This window comes from Nocardia transvalensis NBRC 15921, assembly GCF_000308875.1.
Lineage (GTDB): Bacteria > Actinomycetota > Actinomycetes > Mycobacteriales > Mycobacteriaceae > Nocardia > Nocardia transvalensis.
In genome coordinates this window covers 153,225-175,315 of sequence record NZ_BAGL01000004.1, presented here as the reverse complement: position 1 = coordinate 175,315, position 22,091 = coordinate 153,225, and the positions used below count along the sequence as shown (strand labels likewise).

22 protein-coding genes are annotated in these 22,091 nt (G+C 69.0%); 10 read left to right on the top strand and 12 right to left on the bottom strand.

From position 1 onward, the window contains the following. Window positions 1–78 precede the first annotated feature (78 nt). The gene (locus tag ON41_RS03190; RefSeq protein WP_040745015.1) at window positions 79–921 is read left to right on the top strand and encodes an HAD family hydrolase; all 843 of its coding nucleotides are present in this window, start codon (window positions 79–81) and stop codon (window positions 919–921) included. Window positions 922–1,369: 448 nt separating this feature from the next. On the opposite strand, the gene ON41_RS03185 is transcribed toward ON41_RS03190, so the two are convergent. From ON41_RS03185 to ON41_RS03165, 5 genes are all read right to left on the bottom strand, one after another. Continuing rightward, entirely contained in the window at window positions 1,370–2,113 is a 744-nt protein-coding gene (locus ON41_RS03185; protein WP_040744917.1) for a Fic family protein, read from the bottom strand. Window positions 2,114–2,232: 119 nt separating this feature from the next. Further along, window positions 2,233–3,924, bottom strand: a complete 1,692-nt coding sequence (locus ON41_RS03180; RefSeq protein WP_040744916.1) for a dipeptide ABC transporter ATP-binding protein — start codon at window positions 3,922–3,924, stop codon at window positions 2,233–2,235. Continuing rightward, complete coding sequence (locus ON41_RS03175; RefSeq protein ID WP_040744914.1) at window positions 3,924–4,883, bottom strand: ABC transporter permease; 960 nt, start codon at window positions 4,881–4,883, stop codon at window positions 3,924–3,926. The genes ON41_RS03180 and ON41_RS03175 overlap by 1 nt, the downstream gene beginning before the upstream one ends. Then, window positions 4,876–5,802, bottom strand: coding sequence for an ABC transporter permease (locus ON41_RS03170; protein ID WP_040744913.1), 927 nt, complete (start codon window positions 5,800–5,802; stop codon window positions 4,876–4,878). The genes ON41_RS03175 and ON41_RS03170 overlap by 8 nt, the downstream gene beginning before the upstream one ends. Before the next feature lie 20 nt (window positions 5,803–5,822). Further along, window positions 5,823–7,415, bottom strand: a complete 1,593-nt coding sequence (locus ON41_RS03165; protein WP_246460934.1) for a peptide ABC transporter substrate-binding protein — start codon at window positions 7,413–7,415, stop codon at window positions 5,823–5,825. Between the two features lie 401 nt (window positions 7,416–7,816). On the opposite strand from ON41_RS03165, the gene acs reads away from it, so the two are divergent. The 5 genes from acs (at window position 7,817) to ON41_RS03140 (ending at window position 13,320) form a co-directional block, all read left to right on the top strand. Further along, window positions 7,817–9,778 (top strand): acetate--CoA ligase, encoded by a 1,962-nt coding sequence (gene acs / locus ON41_RS03160; RefSeq protein ID WP_040744911.1) that lies wholly within the window; start codon window positions 7,817–7,819, stop codon window positions 9,776–9,778. A 288-nt stretch (window positions 9,779–10,066) separates the two neighbouring features. After that, a complete protein-coding gene (nhaA, locus tag ON41_RS03155; RefSeq protein WP_040745011.1) occupies window positions 10,067–11,281 on the top strand; it encodes a Na+/H+ antiporter NhaA in 1,215 nt (404 codons plus the stop codon). Between the two features lie 35 nt (window positions 11,282–11,316). Then, window positions 11,317–11,838 carry a phage holin family protein gene (locus ON41_RS03150; protein ID WP_040744910.1) on the top strand — a complete coding sequence of 174 codons (522 nt, stop codon included), beginning with the start codon at window positions 11,317–11,319 and terminating at the stop codon, window positions 11,836–11,838. Window positions 11,839–11,862: 24 nt separating this feature from the next. Further along, a complete protein-coding gene (locus ON41_RS03145; RefSeq protein WP_040744909.1) occupies window positions 11,863–12,810 on the top strand; it encodes an alpha/beta fold hydrolase in 948 nt (315 codons plus the stop codon). 93 nt (window positions 12,811–12,903) lie between these two features. Next, window positions 12,904–13,320, top strand: a complete 417-nt coding sequence (locus ON41_RS03140; protein WP_040744908.1) for a carboxymuconolactone decarboxylase family protein — start codon at window positions 12,904–12,906, stop codon at window positions 13,318–13,320. A 104-nt stretch (window positions 13,321–13,424) separates the two neighbouring features. Here ON41_RS03140 and ON41_RS03135 read toward each other — a convergent pair whose 3' ends face one another. The 4 genes from ON41_RS03135 to nth all read right to left on the bottom strand — a co-directional run bounded on the left by ON41_RS03135 (window position 13,425) and on the right by nth (window position 17,003). Further along, window positions 13,425–14,618 (bottom strand): MarP family serine protease, encoded by a 1,194-nt coding sequence (locus tag ON41_RS03135; RefSeq protein WP_040744907.1) that lies wholly within the window; start codon window positions 14,616–14,618, stop codon window positions 13,425–13,427. Beyond that, the gene (locus ON41_RS03130; RefSeq protein WP_085995604.1) at window positions 14,615–15,328 is read right to left on the bottom strand and encodes an NUDIX hydrolase; all 714 of its coding nucleotides are present in this window, start codon (window positions 15,326–15,328) and stop codon (window positions 14,615–14,617) included. Before ON41_RS03130 ends, ON41_RS03135 begins: the two co-directional genes overlap by 4 nt. 260 nt (window positions 15,329–15,588) lie before the next feature. Beyond that, window positions 15,589–16,230, bottom strand: coding sequence for a TlpA family protein disulfide reductase (locus tag ON41_RS03125; RefSeq protein WP_040745008.1), 642 nt, complete (start codon window positions 16,228–16,230; stop codon window positions 15,589–15,591). A 5-nt stretch (window positions 16,231–16,235) separates the two neighbouring features. Further along, entirely contained in the window at window positions 16,236–17,003 is a 768-nt protein-coding gene (gene nth / locus ON41_RS03120) for an endonuclease III (protein WP_040744906.1), read from the bottom strand. A gap of 91 nt (window positions 17,004–17,094) precedes the next feature. Between nth and ON41_RS03115 the strand changes: the two genes are divergently transcribed. Further along, window positions 17,095–17,337: a hypothetical protein gene (locus ON41_RS03115; RefSeq protein ID WP_040744905.1), complete on the top strand. Its 243-nt coding sequence runs from the start codon at window positions 17,095–17,097 to the stop codon at window positions 17,335–17,337. 173 nt (window positions 17,338–17,510) lie between these two features. Beyond that, a complete protein-coding gene (locus tag ON41_RS03110) occupies window positions 17,511–18,185 on the top strand; it encodes a Crp/Fnr family transcriptional regulator (RefSeq protein ID WP_011206875.1) in 675 nt (224 codons plus the stop codon). A 10-nt stretch (window positions 18,186–18,195) separates the two neighbouring features. Here ON41_RS03110 and ON41_RS03105 read toward each other — a convergent pair whose 3' ends face one another. The 3 genes from ON41_RS03105 to sp36 all read right to left on the bottom strand — a co-directional run bounded on the left by ON41_RS03105 (window position 18,196) and on the right by sp36 (window position 19,678). Then, window positions 18,196–18,987 carry an MBL fold metallo-hydrolase gene (locus tag ON41_RS03105; RefSeq protein WP_040744904.1) on the bottom strand — a complete coding sequence of 264 codons (792 nt, stop codon included), beginning with the start codon at window positions 18,985–18,987 and terminating at the stop codon, window positions 18,196–18,198. Between the two features lie 65 nt (window positions 18,988–19,052). Beyond that, entirely contained in the window at window positions 19,053–19,514 is a 462-nt protein-coding gene (locus ON41_RS03100) for a RidA family protein (protein WP_040744902.1), read from the bottom strand. Beyond that, on the bottom strand, window positions 19,514–19,678 hold the full coding sequence (gene sp36, locus ON41_RS41010; protein WP_085995597.1) for a Sp36 family protein: 165 nt from the start codon (window positions 19,676–19,678) through the stop codon (window positions 19,514–19,516). Before sp36 ends, ON41_RS03100 begins: the two co-directional genes overlap by 1 nt. 172 nt (window positions 19,679–19,850) lie before the next feature. Here sp36 and bagA point away from each other — a divergent pair, with 172 nt between their 5' ends. Both bagA and bagB read left to right on the top strand, forming a co-directional pair. Beyond that, on the top strand, window positions 19,851–20,873 hold the full coding sequence (bagA, locus tag ON41_RS03095; protein WP_040744901.1) for an ATPase BagA: 1,023 nt from the start codon (window positions 19,851–19,853) through the stop codon (window positions 20,871–20,873). Next, the gene (gene bagB, locus ON41_RS03090) at window positions 20,873–22,039 is read left to right on the top strand and encodes an ATPase BagB (RefSeq protein WP_040744900.1); all 1,167 of its coding nucleotides are present in this window, start codon (window positions 20,873–20,875) and stop codon (window positions 22,037–22,039) included. Before bagA ends, bagB begins: the two co-directional genes overlap by 1 nt. Window positions 22,040–22,091 lie beyond the last annotated feature (52 nt).

The window sequence follows — 22,091 nt, the reverse complement described above, 5'->3', positions numbered from 1 at the left end:
GGCCCGCGGCGAGCGCCCGCCCGCCGCCACCGGCACCCGGCCACGACGGTGGCCGAAATTCTCCCTATCCTGGACCGCGTGACGGCCGAGAGCGACCTGACAGCTGCGGAGGAACGGACGAGCACGGGGCACGGCACCCGCGTCGCCGCCTTCTTCGACCTCGACAAGACGGTGATCGCGAAGTCCAGCGCGTTCGTGTTCAGCAAGCCGTTCTTCGATCAGGGCCTGCTCAATCGGCGGACCGTCCTGGAGAGCAGCTACGCGCACTTCCTGTTCCTGCTGTCCGGCGCCGACCACGACCAGATGGAGCGCATGCGCGAACATCTGACGAAGATGTGCGCCGGCTGGGATGTCGGCCAGGTCAAGGCCATCGTCGCGGAGACCCTGCACGAGCTGGTGGACCCGCTCATCTACGCCGAGGCCGCCGACCTGATCGCCGACCACAAGATCCGCGGCCACGATGTGGTGATCGTGTCGGCCTCCGGCGAGGAGATCGTGGGGCCGATCGCCGACGCGCTGGGCGCCACCTTCACCGCCGCCACCCGGATGGTCGTCGAGGACGGCAAATACACGGGCGCGGTGGACTTCTACTGCTACGGCGAGGGCAAGGTCGAGGCGATCCGGCGGCTGGCCGGCACCGAGGGCTACGACCTGTCGCGGTGCTACGCGTACTCCGATTCGATCACCGATCTACCGATGCTCGACGCCGTCGGCCATCCGACCGCGGTCAATCCGGACCGAAATCTGCGGCGGGAAGCGGTATCTCGCGGATGGCCGGTGCTGACCTTCTCGAATCCGGTGTCGCTGTGGGCTCGCCTGCCGGCGCCCTCGTCGACCACCGTCGCCGCGACCGCGGCCGTCGGCGTCAGCGCGGTGCTGGCGGGCGCGATCAGCTACCGGCTGCTCCGCCGGCGCCGCTGAGTTCCGACTCCGGATCCACCGGCCCGTTATTGACACCAACTATCAAAGGAAACACGAAACACCGGCCGACACGCCGATTATTCGAATGTTTCCCCAACCCTTGCTGTGACCGGGCACACAGAGTAACAATGGAGCCACGGAAGGACGGAAGGCCAAGACCGGATCGGAAGAGAAGATTCGATCTCCCATCCCACCCTTCCTTGCACGGGCACCAGGCACCCACGCGGAGCACGCCGCGCAAGGGCAGTAGCGTTGTGGGCTTGCGAAATCCGGGCTTTCGGCGGCGAGGGCCTCGCACAGGTTGCGGGGATGAACCGCCGGGGTACGGCAATCGCCGAGGCCGCAGAACACAACCCCGAGAAGCACGCATGGTAACCGGGTCGTCCGTGCAAGCGGGCGGTGAGGTCGGCAACGACTACACCGCCCGCTTCGACGTGTAGGGGGTCTCTCAGGCCATGGAGTCGGCGATCGAACGGGCTTCGCGCGCACCGTCTTCCAGCGCCCCGCAGCACAGGATCACCCATCCGCCCACCCCGTCGGCCGTACCGCCGCCGAAGCCGTCGGCCGCGTCCAGGTACGCCTGCCGCCGCCGCAGCCAGAACACCTCCGGTACGCCGAGACTGTGCGGGTCCAGCCCACTGGCCACGCAGACCAGCCGGGACGCCGCCCGGGCGACGATGCCGTCCGCCGTGCCGAAGGGCCGCAGCGCCAGCAGTTCGCCGTGGGCCACGGCCGCGACGACGGGGGCCGGGGCATTCGAGGTGAGGACGGTCTGCGCGAGCAGGTCGAGCCGGTCGGCGATGCCGGAGTCCGATCGCGGACGGCCGAGTTGCTCCGGATCGGTCACCAGGTCGGCGGCCGCCAGCAGGTGCAGCCGGGCCAGCGCCTGCAGCGGCGCGCGCTGCCACACCGCGACCAGATTCCGCAGCGCGTCGCCGTCCAGGGCCTGGCCCACCCGCAGCGATCCGGCCAGGATCGGATCGGCGACCTGACCGTCCGCGGGCAGCTCGGTGCTGCCGCCGTCGATCGCCGCCGAGGACCGCGCCGCGCGCACCGCGGCCTCGGCCGCCGTCGTGGGCCAGCCGCGCCGGTTCGCCTTGTGCCGGTGCACCTCGGCGAGCGCGTCGCGGGCCCGGTCGGCGGCATCGCGGACGCCGGGCAGGTCGGCGAGGGGCTGGAGCACGTCGGTCACGGGTGACCACGCTACTCGAGGGCGGTGCGGGGGTGGTTTCCGGCCAAGAGCGTGCCGGAAACAAGGGGGATGCCCGGAAACAAGGGGGATGTCGTGGAGGGGTTGCCGGTAGGTGGTGGCTAGGCGGTGCGGAGCAGGTCCCTTCCCGGGATGGCGTCGAGGAGGCGGCGGGTGTAGTCGGAGGTGGGGTTGTCGAAGACCTCCGTGGTTTCGGCGGCTTCCACGATGCGGCCCTGTTGCATGACGACCACGTCGTCGGCGATCTGGCGGACGACGGCGAGGTCGTGGGTGATGAACAGGTAGGACAGGCCGAGGTCGGCCTGCAGCTCGTTGAGCAGGTTCAGGATCTGAGCCTGGACCAGCACGTCGAGCGCGGAGACCGCCTCGTCGCACACCACCACCTCCGGCGAGAGCGCCAGCGCGCGGGCGATCGCCACCCGCTGCCGCTGGCCGCCGGACAGCTCGTTGGGGTAGCGGCGCATCACGGAGGCGGGCAGCGACACCTTGTCCAGCAGGTCCCGCACCGTCGCCTCGCGCTCCTTCGAGGTGCCGATGCGATGCGTCCGCAGCGGCTCCTCGATGGTGCTGTAGATCGAGTACATGGGGTCCAGCGAGCCGTAGGGGTCCTGGAACACCGGCTGCACGCGACGCCGGAATGCCAAGGCGGCCTTGCTGTTCAGCGTCGCCACCTCGCGCCCGTCGAAGGTGACGCGCCCCGAGGTCGGCGCGAGCAGGCCCAGAACCATCTGCGCGACAGTCGATTTCCCGGAGCCGGACTCGCCGACGATGGCGGTCGTGGTGCCCCGGCGCAGCCGGAACGACACGTCGTCGACGGCGGTCAGATCCGACGACTTCCAGGGCGTGCTGCCACGAATCTTGAACACCTTGGTGAGATTCTCCACCACCACGACATCGTCGGCGGCGGCGAATTCGGCGTCCGACTCGATCAGCTGCCCGGCCGCCTGCACGGACTGCTCCCGCACCTCGGCCCGCTTGCGCACCGAGGACAGCCGCTGCGAGGCCAGCGAGGGCGCGGAGTTGACCAGCTTCTTGGTGTAGGCGTGCTGCGGATCGCGCAGGATCCCCAGCGCCGGACCGGATTCCACGACCCGGCCGCGATACATCACCACCAGGTGCTCGGCGCGCCCGGCGGCCAGGCCCAGATCGTGCGTGATCAACAGCACCGCGGTGCCGAGTTCGCCGGTGAGCTGGTCCATGTGGTCGAGGATCTGCCGTTGCACAGTGACATCGAGCGCGGAGGTCGGCTCGTCGGCGATCAGCAGTTTCGGCCGGCAGGACAGCCCGATGGCGATGAGGGCGCGCTGCCGCATACCGCCGGAGAATTCGTGCGGGTACTGGTTGACCCGCCGCTCGGCATCCGACATCCCGGCCTCGGCCAGCAGTTCGATCGACCGCTCCCGCGCCGCCTTGCCCTTGGCGATCCCGTTGGCCTCCAGCGTTTCCTGGATCTGGAAGCCGACCTTCCACACCGGATTCAGATTCGACATCGGATCCTGCGGGACGAACCCGATGCCGCGGCCGCGCACGGCCACGATGTCCCGGTCCGAGGCCGCCGTCAGGTCCTTGCCGTCGAAGACGACCGACCCGGAGGTGACCTTGCCGGTGCCGGGCAGCAGGCCGATGATGGCGTGCGCGGTCGTCGACTTCCCGGAGCCGGACTCGCCGACGATCGCCACGGTTTGTCCCGGATACACCGACAGATTCACGCCGGTGACCGCGGGCAGCGTCTTACCGTCGGCGGTGAAGCTGACGTTGAGATCGCGGACTTCGAGCAGGGGGTCCATCGCCATCACCTCTTGCGGGCCTTGGGATCCAGCGCGTCGCGCACCGCGTCGCCCAGCATGATGAAGCTGAGCACGGTGAGCGCCAACGCCGTCGCGGGATAGAACAGGATCGCCGAGGTGCGAATCTCCTTCTGGTCGGCGGCGATATCCGAACCCCAGGACACGATGGTGCGGGACAGGCCGACGCCGAGGTACGACAGGGTCGCCTCGGTCACGATGAAGACACCGAGCCAGATCGTGGTGATGACGATCAGCGGACCCGCCGCGTTCGGCAGCACGTGCCGCAGCAGGATGCGGAACCGCGACACCCCCAATGCCTTTGCCGCCGTGACATATTCGCTGTTCTTGGATTGGATCACCGCGCCCCGGGCGATGCGCGCGGCCTGCGGCCAGGTGAACGAGGCCAGGATCAGCATCACGGTGAATACGGTGCGCGACTCCAGCAGCTGCATGATCACGATCGCGGCCAGCATGAGCGGCAGCGCGAAGAAGATCTCCGCGATGCGCGACACGATCGAATCGAACAGGCCGCCGTAATAGCCCGCGAGAGCGCCCAATACGCCGCCGACGAGGACGAACATCGCCGTCGCGCCGATGCCCGTGACCACCGACGCCCGCGCGCCGTAGACGGTGCGGGCGAAGATGTCGCAGCCCTGTTTGTCGAAGCCGAACGGATGGCCGCCCCCGGGCGGATGCATGCTGAAATCGCCGCTGCAGTACCGCGGGTCCTGATCGGTGAACAGCCCCGGCCAGATCACCACCAGCAGCACGAACACGATCAGCAGCGCGGCGATGACGAAGATCGGATTGCGCCGCAGCTGCCGCCAGGCGTCGCGCCAGACGCTGGTCGGGGTGGTGGTCTCGTCCAGCCGGTCGGTGGCCAGCACCTCGACCTCGTCCGCCGGCGCCACGAAATGCTCCTGCCCGGGCCGGATCTCGCGGGTCTCGGTCGTCTCCTCAGGCATAGCGGATCCTCGGGTCGAGTGCGGCGTACAGCAGGTCGACGACCAGGTTCGAGATCAGGAAGATCACGATCAGCACCGTCACGAAGGCCACGACCGTGGGCGGCTCGCCGCGGGTGATCGCCTGGAACAGCGTCCCGCCCACGCCAGGGATGTTGAAGATGCCCTCGGTGACGACCGCGCCGCCCATCAGCGCGCCGAGATCGGTGCCGAGGAAGGTGATCACGGGAATCAGCGAATTCCGCAGGATGTGCACCCCGATCACCCGTCGCCGGCTCAGGCCCTTGGCGGTGGCGGTGCGCACGTAGTCCGCGGTCATGTTCTCCGCCACCGAATTCCGGGTCAGCCGCAGCACATAGGCGAACGACAGCGACCCCAGCACGAACGCCGGAACCAGCAGATCGGTGAAACTCGCCTTGCCCGTGACGGTGACGGGCGCGATACCCCATTTCACGCCGAGCAGGAACTGCGCGAGGAAGCCGATCACGAAAATGGGCACGGCGATGACGACCAGGCTGAGCACCAGCATCGTGGAATCGAAGAGTTTGCCCTTGCGCAGCCCGGCGATGAGGCCGAACAGCACGCCGAAGACGCCCTCGATGAAGACCGCCATGAGCGCCAGCTTCAGCGTGATCGGGAAGGCCCGCGCCAGCTCGTCACGCACCGGGCGGCCCGAGAACGAGGTGCCGAAATCGAAGGTGAGAATGCCTTTCAGATATTCCAGATACTGGATGAAGAACGGCTGATCCAGGTGATACCGGGCCCGCAGGGTGGCCTCGACCGCGGGCGTCATCGGCCGATCGCCCGCCAGCGCCCGGATCGGGTCGCCGGGGATCAGGAAAACCATCGCGTAGATGAGCAGCGTCGCTCCGAGGAAAACCGGAATCATCTGGAGTAGCCGCCGCACGACGTACCAAGCCATGTGTCACTCCCCCGTGGGCGCTATTTCTCGATGTTCTCGAAGTCGAACAGGCCGCTCCAGGTGACCTCGGCCTTCGTCACGCGGTCCGAGCGTCCGGCCGCGACGTTGTAGTCGAAGATCGGGATGTCGGCCATATCCTTGAACAGCACCTGCTGGGCTTGGGCGAGCAGATCGTAGGCCTGGTCGGGGGTGGGCGCGGACTGCGCGGCGAACAGCAGGCGGTCGAAATCCGGGCTGCTGTAGTCGGTGTTGTTGGTTCCCGAACCCGTCAGGTACAGCGCGGTCAGGAATTCGAACATGGACGGATAGTCGCCCTGCCAGCCGTAGCGGAACGCCTTGCCCACGGTCTTGGCGTTGATCTCGTCGCGGATGTTCTTGAACGTCGGATACGGCACGCCGACCGCGTCGATGCCCAGGACGTTCTTCACGCTGTTGGCGACCGCTTCGATCCACGCCTGGTGACCGCCGTCGGAGTTGTAGGCGATCTGGTAGGTGCCCGACCACGGCGAGATCGCGTCGGCCTGCGCCCACAGTTTCTTGGCCTCGTCCGGATCGTATTTCAGCACTTCGGATCCGGGCAGATTGTCGCGGAAGCCGTCGAGGGTGAAGGCGGTGAAATCGCGTGCGGGGACGCGGGTGCCGTGGAAGATGTTCTCCGAGATCTGCGGCCGGTTGATCGCCATCGAGAGCGCCTTGCGGCGCAGCACGCCCTCGGGGCCGGCGAAATGCGGCACGTTCTGCTGGACGCCGATGTGCTGGCTGTAGGCGATCGGCTTACTGATCGCGCGGTCGCCGAGGTCCTGCTTGTAGGTGGCGAGCGCGGTATCCGGAATGACGTCCAGCGCATCGAGATTGCCGGATTGCAGATCGGCGTACGCGGTCTCGTAGGACTGGTACATCACGAACCGCAGGCCCTTGTTCTTGGCCGGGCGCGCACCGTGATAGTCGGGGTTGGGCGTCATATCGATCTTGACGTTGTGTTCCCAGGTGTCGAGCTTGTACGGGCCGTTGCCGATCGGCTTCTCCCCGAATGCCTTCATATCCTTGTAGGCGACCTCGGGCAGCGGATAGAACGGCGCGAAGCCCATCTGCAGTTCGAAATCGATCGACGGCTGCTTCAGATCCACGGTGAAGGTGTGGTCGTCGAGCACCTTCAGGCCCGACATCGTCTGTGCCGTGGGCGGATTCGCCGAGACCTCGTCATACCCGGCGATCTGCGCGAAGGCCCAGTTCTGCACCTGGCCGTTGGTGGCCAGCGCGCCGTAGTTCCAGGCGTCGACGAAGGATTTCGCGGTGACCGGGGTGCCGTCGCCGAACTTCCAGTCGGGCTTGATCGTCATCGTGTAGTGCTGACGATCGGCGCTCTCGATCGATTGCGCCATCTCGTTGTGGGCCTTGCCCTCCGCGTCGTAATATTTCAGCCCGGCGAACAGCCGATCGGTCACCCGGCCGCCCATATTCTCGTTGGTATTGGTGGGTACCAGCGGGTTCTGCGGTTCGCCGCCGTTGACGGTGACGAGGTCGGTGTCGCCGCCGGAGGAGCAGCCCGTCAGTGCCAGGCTCGTGGCCACCAGTGCCGCCGCGGCCAGCGCGGTGATCGTCTTCAGTCTCAACGCAAACTCCCGATTCCAGGAAGGGCTCGGCCGACCGGCAGCACGCACAGGGGTCTCCCACGCGCGTCGCCCGATCCGCCTGGTGAGTCGGACAGTAGCCACCCGGTCGGTCCTTGTCAGCGGATCGCACGGGGTTTGTTCGCCTTGTTAGCAATCCGGCAACATGGCCGACTCATGATGGCATGCGGGCGTGACACATTGCACAACGATAACGGTCACAGGTTTGCGATTCGATCATCGATGGGCGGCGACACTGAGCAGTTGGCCGGACCGGACGGTCACCGCCGCAACATTCGGCAACCGCCGATCGGGACTCGAACACCACCTCCGGCACGGTCCACTAGGGTCGGGAACGTGGCCGCGGTCACCCCGGCCGAAGCGCATGTGAAGGAAGAGACGAGATGACCGATACCACCGCTGAACACCGGGACGTGTATCCGCCCACGGCGGAGTTCGCCGCCGCCGCCAATGCCGACGCATCTCTCTACGACCGGGCCGCCGCGGATCGCGACGCCTTCTGGGCCGAGCAGGCCCGCCGGCTGCACTGGCACGAGCCGTTCACCCAGGTGCTGGACTGGAGCGGCGCGCCGGTCGCGCGCTGGTTCGCCGACGGCAAGCTGAACGTCGCCTACAACTGCGTGGACCGCCACGTCCTGGACGGGCACGGCGATCAGGTCGCCATCCACTGGGAGGGCGAGCCGGGCGACTCCCGCGACATCACGTATTCCGATCTGCTGGCCGAGGTTTCGCGGGCGGCGAACTACTTCACCGAACTCGGGCTCGAGGCGGGCGACCGGGTCGCCATCTACATGCCGATGGTGCCCGAGGCGATCGTATCGATGCTGGCGTGCGCCCGCCTCGGACTGACGCATTCGGTGGTGTTCGCCGGATTCTCGCCCTCGGCCCTGCGCCAGCGCGTCGACGACGCCGAGGCCCGCCTGGTGATCACCACCGACGGGCAGTGGCGGCGCGGTAAGGCGGCCCCGCTGAAGGAGGCCGTGGACGAGGCGCTGTACGCGCACGGGGGCACTCCCTCGAGTGTCGAGCACGTACTCGTGGTGCGCCGCACCGAGATCGAGGTGCCGTGGACCGAGGGCCGCGACCTGTGGTGGCACGAGACCGTCGCGAACGCGTCATCGGACCACGCGTGCAGTGCCTTCGAGGCCGAGCACCCGCTGTACATCCTCTACACCTCCGGCACGACCGGGAAGCCGAAGGGCATCCTGCACACCTCGGGCGGCTATCTGACCCAGGCGTCCTACACCCACCACACCGTGTTCGACCACAAGGCCGGCGACGACGTGTACTGGTGCACCGCCGATATCGGCTGGGTGACGGGGCACTCGTACATCGTGTACGGGCCGCTGTCGAACCGTGCCACGCAGGTCGTCTACGAGGGCACTCCCAACTTTCCCGACGAGCACCGGCACTGGCAGATCGTCGAGAAGTACGGCGTCACAATCTATTACACCGCGCCGACGCTGGTGCGCACCTTCATGAAGTGGGGCCGCGAGATCCCCGCCGCGCACGACCTGTCGAGCATCCGGGTGCTCGGTTCGGTGGGTGAGCCGATCAATCCCGAGGCGTGGCGCTGGTACCGCGATGTCATCGGCGGCAACTCCGCGCCCATCGTGGACACCTGGTGGCAGACCGAGACCGGCGCCATCATGATCTCGCCGCTGCCCGGGGTCACCGCCGCCAAGCCCGGCGCCGCCATGCGCCCGCTGCCCGGAATCTCCGCACAGGTCGTGGACGAGGAGGGCAACGCCGTCCGGCTCGGCGAGAGCGAAGCCAACGGCTACCTGGTGCTCGATCAGCCGTGGCCGTCGATGCTGCGCGGCATCTGGGGCGACCCGGACCGCTACCGCGAGACCTACTGGGCGCGCTACGCGGCGAAGGGCTGGTACTTCGCGGGCGACGGCGCGAAGCTCGACAAGGACGGGGACCTGTGGGTGCTCGGCCGCGTCGACGACGTGATGAACGTCTCGGGTCACCGCATCTCCACCGCCGAGGTGGAGTCGGCGCTCGTCGGGCACTACGGCGTGGCGGAGGCCGCGGTCGTCGGCGCCAGCGACGACACCACCGGGCAGGGCATCGTCGCGTTCGTCATCCTCACCGGCGAGGCGAAGAACACCGGGCAGGATCTGGTCGGCGAGCTGAAAGCCGAAGTGTCGCGGGAGATCTCGCCCATCGCCCGCCCCCGCGAGATCCACATCGTCCCCGAACTGCCCAAGACCCGCTCCGGCAAGATCATGCGCCGCCTCCTCCGCGACGTCGCCGAGGGTCGCGAACTCGGCGACACCTCCACCCTGGTCGACCCCAACGTCTTCGAGGCCATCCGCGCCCAGAAGTCGAACTGGTAGGGGAACGGACCTCCCTCCGTAGGTACTTCCCTCCGGCAGGCACACGCCCGCGCCCCAGCACAGGCACACGCCCGCGCCCCGGCAAGTGCCCACACCTTCTTGGCCCCGGCGTGCTTTTGGCCGGGGCCAAGAACGGTTTCCGGCCAAAAGCGCGCCGGAAACAGGGAGCGAGGCGGACTGCAGTACCCGGATGCGGACGGGGACACACCGGACGAACCCGTTAGAATTGCGTAAGGAGTGCCGGGAAGTCTGGTCGGCGTGTGGTTCGACGTCGACCGAAAGGCCTTCATGATTGGTGCGCTCCGCTCCGAACTCGCCCGTTATCTCCGTACCGAGACCGTCGGCGGGGCGCTGCTGCTCGTGGCCGCGGCGATCGCGCTGCTGTGGGCCAATTCCCCGTGGAGTGGAGGGTATTTCGCGGTGGCGGACGCTCGTCTGCCGATTCCGCCGCTGCATCTCGAGCTGAGCGTGGCCGAGTGGACCAAGGACGGGCTGCTGGCGATCTTCTTCTTCGTCGCGGGGCTCGAGCTGAAGCGCGAACTCGTGGTGGGTGAGCTGGCCGATCGTAAGCGCGCCGTCCTGCCGATCATCGCCGCGGTCGGCGGGGTGGTCCTGCCCGCCGTGATCGCCTTCACGATCGGGTACGGGATCGACGGCATGGACCGGGGCTGGGCCATCCCGGTCGCGACCGATATCGCGTTCGCGCTGGCCGTCCTCGCCTTGACCGGATCCCGGATCCCGGCGTCGGCGCGGGTGTTCCTGCTCAGCCTCGCCGTGGTCGACGACCTCATCGCGATCGTGCTGATCGCGGTGCTGTTCACCGCCGGCATCGCGATCGGGTGGCTGCTCGCCGCCGCGGCCTGCTTCCTCGGCTGGTGGCTGGCGCAGCGACTGCGGCTGCGTTCGCCGCTGATCTACGTTCCGCTGGCCCTGGTGTCCTGGTACGCGTTGCACGAGGCCGGTATTCATCCCACCCTCGCCGGCGTCGCGTGCGGACTGCTCACCCGCGTGGGGCCCGATCCCGGCGAGGACGAGGCGCCGGCGACGCGGCTGGAGCATCTGTTCCAGCCGATCTCGGCGGGCGTCTGCGTGCCGCTGTTCGCGCTGTTCGCCGCCGGCGTCCCGCTGTCGGCGGCGGTGTTCGGGGAGCTGTTCACCAGCAGGCTCGCGCTGGCCGTCATCGTCGGGCTGCTGGCCGGGAAGACCCTCGGCGTGTTCGGCACGAGCTGGCTGGCGATCCGGCTCGGCATCGCCGAACGGCCCGCCGGACTCGTCAACCGGGACATGTTCGCCCTGTCGGTACTCGGCGCGATCGGCTTCACCGTTAGCCTCTTGGTGGCAGAACTCGCGTTGGCGGACGATGTCGCCGCCGCCGAACTGGCGAAAGCAGCCGTGTTGCTGACGTCAATGGCGGCGTCCCTGATCGGTTCGGCGCTACTGTTGCGACGGGGCCGCGCACATCAGGCGCGACGGCACGCCGAGGCGGCCGCGACACGCGAGTAGGCCGGACAGCACCGGGACATGAGAAGGGTCGAGCATTGAGCGTCACAAACGGCGGTAACGGGCACGACGGGGGTCGCAACCGGACAATCACCGCTATTCCGCTGTCCGAGGTCGACACCACGGGAAACGCCAGCATCGGTGATCTGGTGCGCGATGCCGCCGAGCAGATGTCGACACTGGTCCGCGCCGAGGTGGCGCTGGCCAAGGCGGAGGTGACCGGTGAGATCCGAAAGGGTTTGCAGGGCAGCGTCTTCTTCATCGTCGCGCTGACCATCCTGCTGTTCTCCTCCTTCTTCTTTTTCTTCTTCCTCGCCGAACTGCTCGACGTGTGGCTGTACCGCTGGGCGGCGTTCCTGATCGTGTTCGCGCTGATGATCGTCGCGGTCGCGCTGTTCGGATTCCTCGGCTATCTGAAGGTGCGACGACTGCGCGCGCCGGAGAAGACCATCGAATCGCTGAAGGAAACTCGCTCCGTGCTGCCGCAGGGTCGCGGCTCGCACGGCGACCACGCCGCGCTCGACAGCGTGGCTACCTCGGCCGATCAGCCGGGTAGGTAGACGCGCCGACTACGCTCTATCGGCGTGTCGTCGAATCCGAGTCCGGATCCGTCCAGCGTTCGCTACGACGGACCGTGGACCCATAAGGACGTGCATGCCAACGGCATTCGTTTCCACGTCGTCGAGGCCGAACCGGCGCGGCGCGCCACCGTGGCGGATCCGCCGCTGGTGGTGCTGCTGCACGGGTTCGGCGACTTCTGGTGGTCGTGGCGGCATCAGCTGACCGGACTGGCCGAGCGGGGGTATCGCGTCGTCTCCGTCGATCTGCGCGGCTACGGCGATTCCGATAAACCGCCGCGCGGCTACGACGGCTGGACGCTCGCCGGCGACGTGGCCGGGCTGATCCGCGCGCTCGGCCACAGCGAGGCGACGCTGGTCGGCCACGCCGAGGGCGGGCTGGTCTGCTGGGCGACCGCGATACTGCATCCGCGGCTGGTGCGGTCCATCGCACTGGTGAGTTCGCCGCATCCGGCCGCGCTCAAGCAGGCGGTGCTGCGGGACCGCCGGCAGCGCGCGGCCTGGCTGCCCAATTTCCTGCGATATCAGCCGCCGCGCTACGGCGAGCGCCTGCTGACCGTCAACGACGGCTACGAGGTGGAGCGGCTGCTGCGCCAGCGGGCCGGTGCGCCGTGGTCGGCCACCGCCGAATTCGTCGACACCGCACGGCGGATGCGCGCGGCGATCCGCGTGCCCGGCGTCGCGCACTGCGCGCTGGAATATCAGCGCTGGGCGTTCCGTAGCCAGTGGCGGCCGGACGGGGCCCGGTTCATGTCGGTCATGCGCGAGCCGGTCCGGGTGCCGGTGCTGGCGCTGCACGGCGAGGACGACCGGTACATCCTCGACTCCACCATCCGGCGCGAATTCCGGCTCGCGCCCGACCGCCGGGTGGTCACGATTCCCGGCGCCGGGCATTTCGCGCATCAGGAGAGCCCGGACCTGGTGACGAGTGAAGTGGCGACACTGCTCGGCTGAGCTTGACCTGGAGCTGGCTCCAGGTTCTACGGTCTACCTCGTTACGCACGACACCGACACCGCCGCCCACGAGGCGGCACGAGAGGACCGATCATGGCCGACGACACCGCCGAAACCCGTCAGGAGCGCTTCGACCGCGGGCTGGAGGTGCTCACCCGCATCGACGGCGAGGCCGGGCAGCGCGTGATCGACTCGCTCTCCGATATCTCCCCCGAACTCGGCCACCAGATCGTGGCCTGGGGGTTCGGCGAGATCTACCAGCGCCCGGCGCTGCCGCCGCGCGACCGCCAGCTGGTCACCCTCGGCATGCTCACCGCGCTCGGCGGCGCCGAGGCGCAGCTCGAGGTCCACGTCAACGCGGCCCTGAACGTCGGCCTGACCCCCGAGCAGATCACCGAGGCCTTCCTGCACGCCGCCGGCTACTGCGGCTTCCCCCGAGCCCTCAACGCAACCTTCGTCGCCAAGAAGGTCTTCGAGGAGCGGGGCCTACTGCCGGTCGATCAGCAGTAGTTTCCGGCCAAAAGCGTGCCGGAAACAAGGAATGGCACGCCAGGCTCACAATTTCACGCCAAGGGTGGAGCCCCGCGCCAGGATGACGCGGGGCCTTGCCCGTTCTAACTCAGCACACAGTCGCCCGTCGGGACCGGCGTGGTGGCCGACTCCGCGGCCTCGAGGTTCTTGCGGACCTCGTCGAGGGTGAGGGCGTAGCCGGTGTCCTCGTCGACGACGGCCGCGCCGAATACCAGGCCCAGCACCTGACCCTCCGTATCCACCAGGGGGCCACCGGAATTGCCCGCGCGGACGCGGCCGCGGACGGTGTAGACCTCGCGCTCGACCGTGCCGGTCTTGTAGATGTCCGGGCCGGTCAGCTCCAGGGTCTCGCGTACGCGGGCGGCGCTGGCGGTGTACGGGCCGCCGCCGGGATAGCCGAGCACGATGGAACTCTGGCCCGATTTGGCCGGGGACGGGGCCAGCGGAATCACCGGCGCGTTCAGTCCGGGCACGGCCAGCACGGCCACGTCCTTGGACGGGTCGAACTCCACCACGCTGGCGTCCAGCGGGCCGCGCGCGGTGTCGACCTGCACGGTGTTGGTGCCGGCGACCACGTGCGCGTTCGTCATGACCCGCTCGGGGGCCACGACGAAGCCCGAGCCCTCCAGCGCGCGCTGGCAACTCGGCGCGACGCCGCGGATGCGCAGCACGCTGTGCTGGAGATCCAGCGCCACCGGGCTGTCGAGGACGGACGGATCCGGCGGTTCCACGGCCGCGATGGGCGCGCGGCCGAACGGGCCGATGACGTCCGGGAGGCCGGAGGTGTTGAGCAGTTTGGAGAACTCGTTGGGCAGGCGCCGCAACCAGTTCGGGGCGACCTCGTTGACGTCGGAGAGCACGCGGGAGCCGTTCACCGCGGCCGCTATCGCCGGCTGCGACGACGAGGCCAGCGGCAGGGCCAGCAGCCACGCCGTCACCAGGACGGCCACCGTCTGCAGGGCCGCGCCCACCACGCTGTCGACGCTGCGGGTGAACGGATGCGTCATGCCGCTGCGCGCCGCGCGGCCGAGCACCATGCCGGCCACCTCGCCGATGATCACCAGCGCCACGATCAGCACCACGCCGACCAGGACGCGTTTCCGCCCCTCGCTGATGTGGATCAAGATGTGCGGCGCGATCAGGATGCCGGCCACCGCGCCCAGCACCACGCCCAGGAACGCCAGCGCGGACGCCACCGCGCCCTGCCGCCAGCCCGAGGAGGCAGCGAGCAGCGCGATGATCACCACCGCGATATCGAGCCAGGCCGATGAACTCATAACGTCATCCCCACTGCCGCGAGCGAGGTTTGGAGATCACGCACGTCGTGGTAATCCCAGTCCCGCTCCCATCCCGATACCGCGAGCAGGCCGGCCAGGACGCCGGCGGTGAAGCCCCAGACGAGCATGCCGTCGACGGCGAACGCGGGGCCCGTGTAGCCCATCGGATGCCGCACGACGAACCGGTTCGCCGGGTCCAGCAGATCGGCGAGCGGCACCCGGGTGACGCGCGTGGCCTCCGCCTCGCTCACCACCCCGACCTCGCGGGGCGTGCGCCAGTACGCGACGACCGGGGTCACGTCGAATCGCGACACCGGCACGAAGATCTTGGGTAGCACCGCGATCGGTTCCACCCCGGCCGGATCCAGGCCGGTCTCCTCGCGGGCCTCACGGAGGGCGGTGGAGATCGGGCCGTCGTCGCCGGGTTCGACGCCGCCGCCCGGGAAGGCCACCTGGCCGCGGTGCTGCCGCATCGTCGTCGCGCGCTGGGTGAGCAGGATGTCCGCGTCCGCGGGCAGCCCGCCGGGCGCCTCGGTGTCCGGTTCGGACGAGCCGCCGAACAGCACCAGCACCGCCGCGGGCCGGGGCCGCACGGCCGCCGAGACCACGCGCTGCGCCGTGCGGTTCAGCACCTGGTTGACCCCCGTGGGATCGGCGGGCTTGCGCTCGACGACGCCGCGCAGCCAGGCGGGAACGCCGTCGGTCACCAGTTCCGGTCTCGCACCGGGTTCCTCCTGGCGGTCACGGTTGTCCACGCTGCCTCCTCCCGCCCCGATCCGCACGCTCTCGTCGTGATGTTCCGCGCGCTGCCCACACCCGATGCGGGCGGCGCGGCACTCCCCCGTCCGGCCGGGGCCTGTAGAGCGGGTTTCCCCGATTCGATCATGGCCGCCCGCCCCGGCGCGAGCCGGGCGTTCGCTCGAGCGGGCCGGGAGCGCCTCCGCCGCGGGCATTTCCGCGCGGGGCTGGCTCACGCCGCGACTCCCAGTTCGGCGGAGACGGTGGCGGCGATGTCGTCGACGCTGTCGAACGGGCGGACGATCACTTTCGCGATCGAGCCGTCGGGGCGGACCAGGACCGAGACCGGCAGCACCGGCGGCGCGCCGACCGCGGTGCGCACGCCGCCACCGCCGTCCTGGACGCCGGGCAGGTGCACATCCAGATCGCGCAGGCGGGCCACCGCCTTGGCCTCGTCCGGATCGCTGTGCACGGTCACGACGGTGACCGCGCCCGCCGCGCGCGCGGCGTACTGCTGCAACGCCGGAAGTTCGGTGGCGCACGGCTCACACCAGTAGGCCCAGAGATTGACCAGCGCCGGGCGGCCGGCGAGAGCCTCGCCCAGATCCACCGGCAGTCCGTCGGCGAGGCATCCGACCTTGATCCCGGCGAGCGGGCCGGAGGCGGGAACGGGCGGCTCGTCCGGCGACCGCGCCGGGCAGGCGGACAGGGCCGCGGCGGCACGCTGCCCGTCGGAGGGGCCGGGGCCGCCGCGCACCGCGGTCCCGTAATAGGTCGGCAGGTTGTCGTGCCCGCTGTCCCGCGGCCAGATCGCGACGGCCAGCGCGACGACGGCGATCAGTGCCGCCAGCGTCCAGCGCCACGCCGCCGGTATCGATCTCACCGGTTCACCAGCTCCAGCAGGTGTTCCGCCTCGGGGCCCTTGATCAGGGCGGCGGCCGTCGCCGGATCGGTGGGGCCGACGCCGAAGGACGGGCAGTCCTTGGCCAGGACGCAGGCGCCGCAGGCCGGCTTGCGGGCATGGCAGACGCGGCGGCCGTGGAAGATCACCCGGTGCGAGAGCATGGTCCAGTCCTTGCGTTCGATCAGCTCGCCCACGGCGTGCTCGATCTTGACCGGGTCCTCCAGGGTGGTCCACTTCCAGCGCTGCACCAGGCGGCTGAAATGGGTGTCCACGGTGATTCCCGGCACGCCGAACGCGTTGCCCAGGATGACATTCGCCGTCTTGCGGCCGATGCCCGGCAGGCGCACCAGTTCCTCGAGCGTATTCGGCAGGACGCCGTCGTACCGCTCGGTGAGCGCCTGGCCCAGACCGATGAGCGAGGTGGTCTTGTTGCGGTAGAAGCCGGTCGGGCGGATGTACTCCTCCAGCTCGACGCGGTCGGCCTCGGCGTAGGCGCGGGCGTCGGGGTAGCGCGCGAACAACTTCGGGGTGGTGAGATTCACCCGGACGTCGGTGCACTGCGCCGAGAGAATCGTCGCCACAGCCAATTCCAGCGGGGTGGTGAAGTCCAGTTCGCAGTGCGCGTCGGGGAACGCCTCCGCCAGGGTTCGGTTCATCCGGCGGGCGCGGCGCACCAGTCCGAGCTGGGTTTCCTTGGCGAACTTGCGGGCGGGCGCGGGCGCAGTGGATCGGGGTTCACGCACGCGTCCACCATACGGAACCCCACCGACGAGAACGGGCCCTGGAAGACCCGCCGTGTTCCATCTGAGACCTATTCCGTGTTTACTCACGGTTATGCAAGGACTCGCTGTGGTGCTCTTCCCGGTACTGCTGATGCTGTTCGCGCTGTTCATGGAACGCGTCGAGAATCGGCTTCGCAAACTGCTCGAACCGGAGGAAGAGGTCCAGCAGTATCTGGACCGGGCCAGTAATGCCGAGGTCAACGAGCTGGCCAAGCTCGGTGTGCCCGCCGCGGCCGCCCATACCGGCCGCCGACGCGCCCGTGGCGACGAACTGGATGTCGCTCAGGCCAGCTGAGCGCCGCCACACCGAATTCTCGCGGTGGACTCGGGAACCAAACCGGCATCCCGGACGTTTCACAGACCGCGCGTTACGTGGTGTCTGTCACTACGTGGCTCAGCAGCACAGTAGACTGCACTGTCGGCTGTCGTCGCAGGACAGCACCGTCAATTCCCATAAGGAGCACATTCGTGGACGAGGCCCTCGCCAGAGCAGGCATCTTCCAAGGCGTCGAGCCCACCGCGGTGGCGGCTCTCGCCAAACAGCTTCAACCCGTGGATTTCCCGCGCGGCCATGTCATCTTCAACGAGGGTGAGCCCGGCGATCGGCTGTACATCATCACGTCGGGCAAGGTGAAGATCGGGCGGCGCTCCCCCGACGGCCGGGAGAACCTGCTGACCATCATGGGCCCGTCGGACATGTTCGGTGAGCTGTCGATCTTCGATCCGGGCCCGCGCACCTCGACGGCGACCACGGTGACCGAGGTCCGCGCCGTCACGATGGACCGCGACGCGCTCAAGTCGTGGATCGATCAGCGCCCCGAGATCGCCGAGCAGTTGCTGCGGGTGCTGGCGCGTCGCCTGCGCCGCACCAACAACAACCTGGCCGACCTCATCTTCACCGACGTGCCCGGCCGCGTGGCCAAGGCGCTGCTGCAGCTGGCACAGCGTTTCGGCACGCAGGAGGCCGGCGCCCTGCGGGTGACCCACGACCTCACCCAGGAGGAGATCGCCCAGCTGGTCGGCGCCTCCCGCGAAACCGTGAACAAGGCGCTCGCCGACTTCGCGCACCGCGGCTGGCTACGGCTCGAGGGCAAGAGCGTCCTGATCTCCGACTCGGAACGGCTGGCCCGCCGCGCCCGGTGAGGGTGGGCGGTCAGCCTTGGCCGCGGAGGTAGGCCAACTGTGCCTGGACCGAGCTGCGGGCGGCCGGCCACAGGCGCTTGTCGACGTCGGCGTAGACGCGCGCGACGATCTGTAGGGGTTTGGCATTCGGGCCGAGTTCGGCCAGTGCCTCGCGCACCTGGTCCAGGCGTTCCTGGCGGTGGCGGATGTAGTACCGGATCACCGGCTCGGCCTCCGGGTGGTCCGGGCCGTGCGCGGGGAGCAGCGTCCGGCCGGGTGACACCTCGGCCAGCCGGTCCAGCGAGGTCAGGTAGTCGCCCAGGGCGCCGTCGCGCGATTCCAGCACCGTGGTGCCGCTACCCAGGACGGTATCGCCGGTCAGGACCGCGTCGTCCAGCAGGAACGACACCGAATCGGTGGTGTGCCCGGGAGTGGCGAGCACCGTGATCCGCAACCCGGCGGCCTCGATCACCTCGCCGTCGGACAGGGTCGTCTCCGCATCGCGCAGGAAGCGCGGATCCACCGCCCGCACCGGCGTTCCGGTCGCCTTCACCAGACCGTCGATACCGCCGGTGTGGTCGTGATGATGGTGAGTGATCAGGGTGAGGGCGATATTCCCGCCGGTCTCGCGGGCGATCGCCGCGACGTGGTCGCGATCCTTGGGCCCCGGATCGATCACGACGCAGTCGGATCGCCCCGGGGCGCGCAGGATCCACGTGTTGGTGCCCTGCAGGGTCATCTGGTTCGGGTTGTCGGCCAGCAGCACCGCGGCCGTGGAGGTGACGGGCCGCAGCTGCCCATACGCGGGATGAGTCAGAGTCATACTCGTTCCTAACGTCGTGTGGCACAGCCGACTTCCGCACAAAAATGCTTACCGCACCTTACGACCTAGCGCACCTCGGCGATGAGCTCCACCTCGACGGGGGTGTTCTTGGGCAGTTCGAAGACGCCGACGGCGGAGCGGGCGTGCACGCCGTTCTCACCGAACAGCTCGCCCAGCAGCTCCGAGGCGCCGTTGATCACCTGCGGCTGATCGTTGAAGCCGGGCGCGGAGGCGACGAAGCCCACCACCTTGACGATGCGCACCACCGCGTCGAGGCCGACCAGATCGTGCACGGCCGCGAGCGCGTTCAGCGCGCACCACTTCGCGGCCTCCTTGGCCTGCTCGAGGCTCACCTCGGCGCCGACCTTGCCGGCCACCGACAGCTCACCGCCGATGAACGGCAGCTGGCCGGAGGTGTAGACGTACGAGCCGGTGCGCAGGGCCGGAATGTAGGCGCCGGCCGGAGCGGCCACCCCGGGCAGTTCCAGGCCGAGCCGCTCGAGATTCTGCTGCCAGACCGCCGCCATCAGCCCTTCACCCGCTTGAGGTAGGCGACGTGCTGCTCGCCGGTCGGGCCGGGCAGCACCGTGACCAGCTCCCAGCCGTCGGCGCCCCACTGGTCCAGGATCTGCTTGGTCGCATGCGTCAGCAGCGGTACGGTCGCGTATTCCCACACGGTGACATCACTCATGCCGCTGAGCGTATAGGGACGCCCCGACCGGCCGTCCGCCGTGCCGGGGTGCGGCTCGGCACAGTTGCCGGGGAACCGCAAGGCGAAAGTGGTGTACCAGACAGTAGGCGATTCCTATGGCCACGATTTCGTAACGGGTTATAGGCTCGCGAACGTGGGAGTACCGACAGCAGTGCCCGTTTCGGCGGAGCCGGGGCTGACATTAGGGTGGCCGGAGCGTGCGGATCGGGCGCGTCTGCACTACGTCTCCGGCAAGGGCGGAACAGGGAAGTCCACGGTCTCGGCGGCGCTGGCACTCGCGCTCGCGGCCGGTGGCAGGCGGGTGCTGCTGGTGGAGGTGGAGGGCAGGCAGTCGATCGCGCAGCTGTTCGACCTGCCGCCGCTGCCGCCCACCGAGACGAAGATCGCGACCGCCGACGGCGGCGGCGAGGTGATGGCGCTGGCCCTCGACATCGAGCACGCCTTCCTCGAATACCTCGAGATGTTCTACAACCTCGGCTTCGCCGGCCGGGCCATGCGCCGGATGGGGGCCATCGAATTCGTCACCACGATCGCACCGGGCCTGCGCGACGTGATACTGACCGGCAAGATCAAGGAATGCGCCGTGCGCGTGGACCGGTCGACGGGCCGGCCCGCCTACGACGAGGTCGTCATCGACGCGCCGCCGACGGGCCGCATCGCGAGCTTCCTGGACGTCACCAAGGCGATGGCCGAGGTCGCCAAGGGCGGCCCGATCGCCTCGCAGGCCGAGGGCGTCTCCAAGCTGCTGCACTCCGATCAGACCGTCGTCCACCTGGTCACCCTGCTCGAGGCGCTGCCCGTCCAGGAGACCGCCGACGCGATCGCCGAGCTGACCGATTCGGAGTTCCGCGTCGGCACCGTGATCGTCAACCGCGCCTCCGAGGGCTTCCTGCCGCCGGACCTGCGCGCCCGAGCGGCCGCCGGAGACATCGACGCCGACGCCGTGCGCGCCGGACTGGCCGAGGCGGGAATCTCGCTGTCCGACGCCGACTTCCAGGGCCTGCTCCGGGAGACCGTCGAGCATTCGGCCACCCTGCAGGCCCAGGACGACAGCTCGTCGGAGCTGGCGAAGGTCGACTTCAGCCGGCTCTATCTGCCCGCCCTGCCCGACGGGATGGACCTGGGCGGCCTGTACGAGCTGGCCGCCCATCTGAGCGAGCAGGGAGTCCGGTGATGAATGTGCCGAGCACCATCGCACCCCTCGACATCTCCCGCATCATCGAGGACCCCGAGGCGCGCGTGGTCGTGTGCTGCGGCTCCGGCGGCGTCGGCAAGACCACCACGGCGGCGGCGATCGCACTGCGCGCGGCCGAGCGCGGCCGCAAGGTGGTGGTGCTGACCATCGATCCGGCCAGGCGGCTCGCACAGTCATTGGGGGTGAGCGATCTCGGCAACGTCCCGCAGAAGGTCGAACTCGGCCCCGAGGCGACCGGCGAACTACACGCCATGATGCTGAACATGCGCCGCACCTTCGACGAGATGGTGCTCGAGCACACCAGCCCCGAGAAGGCCGAGCAGATCTTCGCCAACCCCTTCTATCAGACGGTCGCCTCCTCCTTCGGCGGTACGCAGGAGTACATGGCGATGGAGAAGCTGGGCCAGCTCGCCGGGAAACGGCAGTGGGACCTGATCGTCGTGGACACCCCGCCCTCGCGCAACGCCCTGGACTTCCTCGACGCGCCCAAGCGCCTCGGAAACTTCCTCAACGGCAGGATGATCCGCGTGATCATGGCGCCCGGCCGCGGCGTCGGCCGGTTCGTGACCGGGGCGATGAGCCTGGCCGTGCGGGGCGTGTCGACCGTGGTGGGCGGTCAGATGCTCAAGGACGCGTCGCTGTTCCTGCAGTCGCTGGAGTCGATGTTCGGCGGCTTCCAGGACCGGGCCAACCGGACGTTCGAGATGCTGTCGCGGCCGGGCACCCATTTCGTGGTGGTGGCCGCCGCCGAACCGGATGCGCTGCGGGAGGCCTCGTTCTTCGTCGACCGGCTGTCCACGGATCGGATGCCGCTGGCCGGACTGGTCCTCAACCGCACGCATCCGGTGCACTGCTCGCTACCGGCCGCGACCGCCCTGGCCGCCGCCGACCGCCTGCACCCGGCCGCCGATTCGGATTCCGATCCGGCCGACCGCGACCCGGCCGCGCTGACCGCGGACGTGCTGCGCGTCCACGCCCATCGCGCGACCACCGCGAAGCGCGAGCAACGCCTGCTGCACCGGTTCACCGGCGCCCACCCGCGGGTGCCGATCGTCGCGGTCACCGCGCTGCCGTTCGAGGTGTCGGATCTGAAGGCGCTGCGCGCGGTCGGGGACGAGCTGACCGGCGCCGACGCCGAGAGCTGAGCGCCGGGCCGGGGTAACCTGGCGCGAAAACGGCCCGAGCCCGCAAGAAGCG

Bases quoted from the DNA above. Each gene is read 5' to 3' on its own strand.
- ON41_RS03100 (WP_040744902.1), bottom strand. From the start codon at position 19,514: ATGGCGGCGGTCTGGCAGCAGAATCTCGAGCGGCTCGGCCTGGAACTG.
- sp36 (WP_085995597.1), bottom strand. From the start codon at position 19,678: ATGAGTGATGTCACCGTGTGGGAATACGCGACCGTACCGCTGCTGACG.
- ON41_RS03135 (WP_040744907.1), bottom strand. From the start codon at position 14,618: ATGAGTTCATCGGCCTGGCTCGATATCGCGGTGGTGATCATCGCGCTG.
- ON41_RS03170 (WP_040744913.1), bottom strand. From the start codon at position 5,802: ATGGCTTGGTACGTCGTGCGGCGGCTACTCCAGATGATTCCGGTTTTC.
- acs (WP_040744911.1), top strand. From the start codon at position 7,817: ATGACCGATACCACCGCTGAACACCGGGACGTGTATCCGCCCACGGCG.
- ON41_RS03175 (WP_040744914.1), bottom strand. From the start codon at position 4,883: ATGCCTGAGGAGACGACCGAGACCCGCGAGATCCGGCCCGGGCAGGAG.
- bagB (WP_040744900.1), top strand. From the start codon at position 20,873: ATGAATGTGCCGAGCACCATCGCACCCCTCGACATCTCCCGCATCATC.
- ON41_RS03115 (WP_040744905.1), top strand. From the start codon at position 17,095: ATGCAAGGACTCGCTGTGGTGCTCTTCCCGGTACTGCTGATGCTGTTC.
- ON41_RS03140 (WP_040744908.1), top strand. From the start codon at position 12,904: ATGGCCGACGACACCGCCGAAACCCGTCAGGAGCGCTTCGACCGCGGG.
- ON41_RS03105 (WP_040744904.1), bottom strand. From the start codon at position 18,987: ATGACTCTGACTCATCCCGCGTATGGGCAGCTGCGGCCCGTCACCTCC.
- ON41_RS03180 (WP_040744916.1), bottom strand. From the start codon at position 3,924: ATGGCGATGGACCCCCTGCTCGAAGTCCGCGATCTCAACGTCAGCTTC.
- nhaA (WP_040745011.1), top strand. From the start codon at position 10,067: ATGATTGGTGCGCTCCGCTCCGAACTCGCCCGTTATCTCCGTACCGAG.